Origin of the sequence: Streptomyces sp. NPDC059455, assembly GCF_042750115.1 — a bacterium.
In the GTDB taxonomy this organism is placed as follows: Bacteria; Actinomycetota; Actinomycetes; order Streptomycetales; family Streptomycetaceae; genus Streptomyces; species Streptomyces endocoffeicus.
Map to the genome: position 1 here is coordinate 1 of NZ_JBHYVB010000234.1, position 4927 is coordinate 4927.

4 protein-coding genes are annotated in these 4927 nt (G+C 70.5%); all 4 read left to right on the forward strand.

Annotated features, from left to right (window positions below; translation table 11 throughout):
• Window positions 1–285 precede the first annotated feature (285 nt).
• Entirely contained in the window at window positions 286–1512 is a 1227-nt protein-coding gene (gene pcaD / locus ACFXB5_RS46050; protein WP_385219988.1) for a 3-oxoadipate enol-lactonase, read from the forward strand.
• A gap of 88 nt (window positions 1513–1600) precedes the next feature.
• On the forward strand, window positions 1601–2881 hold the full coding sequence (locus ACFXB5_RS46055; protein WP_385219990.1) for an ABC transporter substrate-binding protein: 1281 nt from the start codon (window positions 1601–1603) through the stop codon (window positions 2879–2881).
• Complete coding sequence (locus tag ACFXB5_RS46060; protein WP_385219992.1) at window positions 2881–3807, forward strand: carbohydrate ABC transporter permease; 927 nt, start codon at window positions 2881–2883, stop codon at window positions 3805–3807. Before ACFXB5_RS46055 ends, ACFXB5_RS46060 begins: the two co-directional genes overlap by 1 nt.
• Window positions 3807–4718, forward strand: a complete 912-nt coding sequence (locus ACFXB5_RS46065; protein ID WP_385219993.1) for a carbohydrate ABC transporter permease — start codon at window positions 3807–3809, stop codon at window positions 4716–4718. Before ACFXB5_RS46060 ends, ACFXB5_RS46065 begins: the two co-directional genes overlap by 1 nt.
• The last annotated feature ends 209 nt before the right edge of the window (window positions 4719–4927 follow it).

The following is a 4927-nucleotide window of genomic DNA, read 5'->3' on the forward strand; positions in this document are numbered from 1 at the left end:
TTACATAACCAATCTACCGCTGGGAGGTAACACATTTATTAACTGTTGGGCACAACCCACCCACCGGCCCGCACCAGGCAACGAAACCCCGGGGTCCAGGGGCGCAGCCCTTGGTTCGGGAAGGGGCGGGGCGGGGCGGGGAAAACCCACCGGCCCGCGCCCAGACAGCGAAACCCCAGGCCCCAGATGCGGAGCCCATCGTTCGGGAAGGGGCGGGCGGAAACCCCCCGCCGCACAACACAACCAACCCGCCCACCCACCGGAGCACCCCGGAGCACCCACCCCATGACCAACAACCCCCCGCACCACAATCTCACCGGACCCCCCACCGCCCCACCCCTCATCCTCGGCCCCTCCCTCGGCACCTCCCTCGCCGTCTGGGAGCCCCAGCTTCCCGCGCTCGCCCGGGGCCACCGCGTACTGCGCTGGGATCTGCCCGGGCACGGCGGCTCCCCCGCCGCGCCGCTGCCCTCGGACGGGTCGGCCACCATCGGCGATCTCGCCGCCCTCGTGCTGCGGCTCGCCGACGATCAGGGGTGGGAGCGGTTCGCGTACGCGGGGATTTCGATCGGCGGCGCTGTCGGGCTGCATCTCGCCGCACACCACCCCGACCGGATCAGTCGCCTGTCCGTCGTCTGCTCCTCGGCCCGCTTCGGCGAGCCCGCCGTCTGGCGTGAGCGGGCGGCGCTCGTACGGGCGGAGGGGACGGAGGCGATGGTGGCGAGCCGTCCGGGCACCTGGTTCTCGTACGACTTCGCCCGTACGCCCGTCGGCGCCGCGCTGATCGAGGATCTGCGGGCCACGGACCGTGCGGGCTACGCCGCCTGCTGCGACGCTCTCGCCGCGTACGACATGACGGCCGACCTGGGGAAGATCGCGGCGCCCACCCTCGTCGTGGCCGGTCGCGACGATCCCGCGACCCCGCCCTCCCACGCCCGCCAAATCGCCGACGCGGTGCCCGGCGCGAGCCTGCTCGAGGTCGCCGGGGCGGCGCATCTCGCGGGTGTGGAGCGGCCGGAGACGGTGACCGGGGCGCTGCTCGCCCACCTCGACAGCCCAGCACCGTCGCAACCACGGGACGACGCCTCACGCCACTCCGCCGGGATGGCGGTGCGCCGGGCCGTCCTCGGGGACGCGCACGTGGATCGCGCGGTGGCCCGGACGACCCCGTTCACGGCCCGCTTCCAGGACTTCATCACCCGCTACGCCTGGGGCGAGATCTGGACCGGCGACGGGCTGGACCGGCGGACCCGCAGCTGTATCACCCTCACCGCGCTGATCGCCCACGGCCATGACGCCGAACTGGCCATGCATATCCGGGCCGCGCTCACCAACGGGCTGACCCGTGAGGAGATCGGCGAGGTGCTGCTGCAGTCCGCGATCTACTGCGGTGTCCCGGCCGCCAACTCGGCCTTCGCCACCGCCCAGCGCGTCTTCGACGACATGGACGCCGAGCGCGCCGAACCCGACACCGGCGTCGACTCTGCGTCACATTCCGGTACCGAAAAGTGACATCCCCCCGCAACACCTCTGTCGTAATCCGCCTCCATCGTTGATCGTTGGGTCGTACGGGGACCGGGAGACGAGGGGGCGCACGCCAATGTCCATGAGTCGCCGAAGGCTGCTGAGTGCGGGCGGGGGGCTGGCCCTCACGGGGGCGCTCGCCTCCGCCTGTGGGTCCAACACCGGGCGGGACGGCGATGACCACGCCGGCCAGCCGGTGATCGAGCAGTGGTACCACCAGTACGGCGAGCCCGGCACCGAACAGGCCGTCAGGCGCTACGCCGACGCGTATCTGAAGGCGAACGTCCAGGTGCAGTGGCGGCCGGGCAACTACGACCAGCAGACCGCCGCCGCGCTGCTCACGAAGTCCGGCCCAGACGTCTTCGAGGTCAACGGCCCGACGCTGGACCAGATCCAGGGCGGCCAGGTGGTCGATCTCACCGATCTCCTCAGCGAGGCCAAGGACGACTTCAACCCGGCCGTGCTCGCCCCGAAGACGTATCAGGGCAAGATCTGGGCCGTTCCGCAGGTCATCGACACCCAGTTGCTCTACTACCGCAAGAGCATGCTCGACGCCTCGGGCGTGGAGCCGCCGCGCAGCCTCGACGCGCTGATCGACGCGGCGAAGGAGCTGACCACCAAGGACGTCAAGGGGCTCTTCCTGGGCAATGACGGCGGCCCCGGCGTCCTCGGCGGCACCCCGCTCAACGCCGCCGGGCTCACCCTGGTCACCGAGGACGGCAAGGTCGGCTTCGACGATCCGGCCGCCGCCCGGACGCTCGGCAAGCTGCGTCAGCTCTACGCCGAGAAGTCGCTGCTGCTCGGGGCGCCCTCCGACTGGTCGGATCCGGCCGCGTTCACGCAGGGGCTCACCGCCATGCAGTGGTCCGGGCTCTGGGCGCTGCCGCAGGTGAAGAAGGCGCTGGGGGAGGACTTCGGGGTGCTGCCGTTCCCCCAGGACGGGGCGCACGGCGCGCCCGCGGTGCCGGTCGGCGCGTACGGGGCGGCGGTCAGCGCCCGGTCCCGGCACAAGGCGCTGGCGAAGGCGTATGTGAAGTGGCTGTGGGTGGAACGGACCGACTACCAGGAGGACTTCGCGCTCCGCTACGGCTTCCACATCCCCGCCCGGATCTCGCTGGCCACGAAGGCGGCCAAGCTGCGGCAGGGCGCGGCCGGTGAGGCGGTGCGCTTCGCCACCGACCACGGCCGTGCCGAGCCGCTGCTGTGGACCTCCGCGAGCCGTACGGCCTACCAGGACGCGCTGAGCCGGATCATCAAGGGCGGGGCCGATCCGGACGGCGAGCTGCGGTCGGTGGTCCGCAAGACCGAGGCCGAGCTGCGGCGTGTGAAGCTGCGGCGTGTGAAGAAGAAGAGCTGATGCGGGGGGCGTTCGTCCGCGGGCTCCTGGGCCCGCAGAACCGCCATCTGTGGTTCTGGATTTTCGTCGGCCCGTTCGTCCTGGGGCTGACCCTCTTCACCTATGTCCCGCTGGCCTGGAGCGTCTATCTCAGCTTCTTCGACGCGCACAACACCGTCTCGCCCACGGACTTCGTCGGCTTCGACAACTACACGGCGATGCTGGGCGACGACGCGTTCACCGGCAGCCTGGTGACCTTCCTGGTCTTCACGGCGTTCATCGTCCCGGCCACCTACGCGCTCTCGCTCGCGCTGGCGCTGATGGTCAACCGGCTGCGCTGGGCGCAGGCGTTCTTCCGGTCGGTGTTCTTCCTGCCGGTGGCGTGCTCGTATGTGGTGGCGGCGCTGATCTGGAAGATGTCGATCTTCAACGGGGTGCGTTTCGGGCTGGCCAACACCGTGCTGGACTGGTTCGGCGCCGATCAGATCGCCTGGCTGTCGAGCACGGACCCGCCCTGGTACTGGCTGGTGATCGTGACCGTACGGCTGTGGCTCCAGGCCGGGTTCTACATGGTGCTGTTCCTGGCCGGGCTGCAGCGCATCTCCCCGCGGCTGTACGAGGCGGCGGCCGTGGACGGGGCGCGGCCCGGCTGGCAGGTGTTCCGGCACATCACCTTTCCGCAGCTGCGGGCGACCTCGGTCGCGGTGGTGCTGCTGCTGGTGATCAACGCCTTCCAGGCGTTCGACGAGTTCTACAACCTGCTGTCGGACTCGCGCGGCTATCCGCCCTACGCCCGCCCGCCGCTGGTCTACCTCTACTACACGGCGCTGGGCCAGGGGCAGAACCTGGGCCTGGGCAGTGCGGGCGCGGTGATCCTGGCGCTGATCATCGCCGTGGTGACGGTGGTGCAGGCCCGCTGGTTCGGGCTGGGCCGGAAGGAGGACTGATGCCCACTCCCCCGAAGTCGCGCGACGTCCGGCGTCGGAACACGCCCGATGTCCGGCGTCGGAACGCCCGTGATGTCCGGGACGCCCTCGTCGGCGTCGGGCGCGCCGTGCGGCTGGTGCTGCTGCTCGCGCTCGCGCTGGTCTTCCTGATCCCGTTCTATCTGCTGGTGCGCAACGGTCTGTCGAGCGAGGCGGACATCACCTCGCCGGAGTGGACGTTCTTCCCGGGCGAGCTGCACTGGTCCAACGTCAGCGAGTTGTTCGACGACCCCAATGTGCCGATGGCGCACGCACTGCTCAACTCCTCGCTGATCGCGGTCCTCACCACCGTGGGCACCCTGCTGCTGGCCTCACTCGCCGGGTACGGCCTGGCGCGCATCCCGTACGCCTACGCCAATGTGGTCTTCTACTGGATCCTGGGCACCTTGATGGTCCCGGCGGCGGTCACCTTCGTGCCCAGCTTTGTGCTGGTCAGCTCGCTCGGCTGGGTGTCCACGCTGCGCGGTCTGGTGGTACCCACGCTGTTCAGCGCGGTCGCGGCGTTCATCTTCCGCCAGTACTTCCTGGGCTTTCCCCGGGAGCTGGAGGACGCGGCGCGGGTGGACGGGCTGGGCTACTGGCGCACGTACTGGCGGGTCGTGGTGCCGAACTCCCGGCCGGTCTTCGCGGCGGTCGGCACGATCGTCTTCATCGGCGCCTGGAACTCCTTCCTGTGGCCGCTGGTCATCGGCCAGGACCGGGACGCGTGGACGGTGCAGGTGGCGCTGTCGACGTTCACCACCGCCCAGACCGTCAACCTCCATGAACTGTTCGTGGCGGCGGCGGTGTCGATCGTGCCGCTGCTGGTGGTCTTCCTGGTGCTCCAGCGCTATATCGTCGCGGGCGTCGAGCGCACGGGCATCGACGATTGAGGACCACTGAGGCCGGTGCGGCTTATCCGGCGGCCGGGCCGTCGTCCGGCAGCCGGGCCGTCATCCGGCAGCGGGGCGTACCGCCGCAGCCAGACCTCGGTCTGGGACAGATGCGCGGTGGCGGCCGCCGCGGCGGGCCCCCGGTGGGGGGCGGGCCCAGGGGTGTTTAGGACCGCCGGTGGGCGGGTGAGAGCGCGGCGCGGGGGTGA

Excerpts from the sequence above, each read along its gene's own strand:
- pcaD (WP_385219988.1), top strand. The coding sequence starts at position 286 with ATGACCAACAACCCCCCGCACCACAATCTCACCGGACCCCCCACCGCC.
- ACFXB5_RS46060 (WP_385219992.1), top strand. The coding sequence starts at position 2,881 with ATGCGGGGGGCGTTCGTCCGCGGGCTCCTGGGCCCGCAGAACCGCCAT.
- ACFXB5_RS46065 (WP_385219993.1), top strand. The coding sequence starts at position 3,807 with ATGCCCACTCCCCCGAAGTCGCGCGACGTCCGGCGTCGGAACACGCCC.
- ACFXB5_RS46055 (WP_385219990.1), top strand. The coding sequence starts at position 1,601 with ATGTCCATGAGTCGCCGAAGGCTGCTGAGTGCGGGCGGGGGGCTGGCC.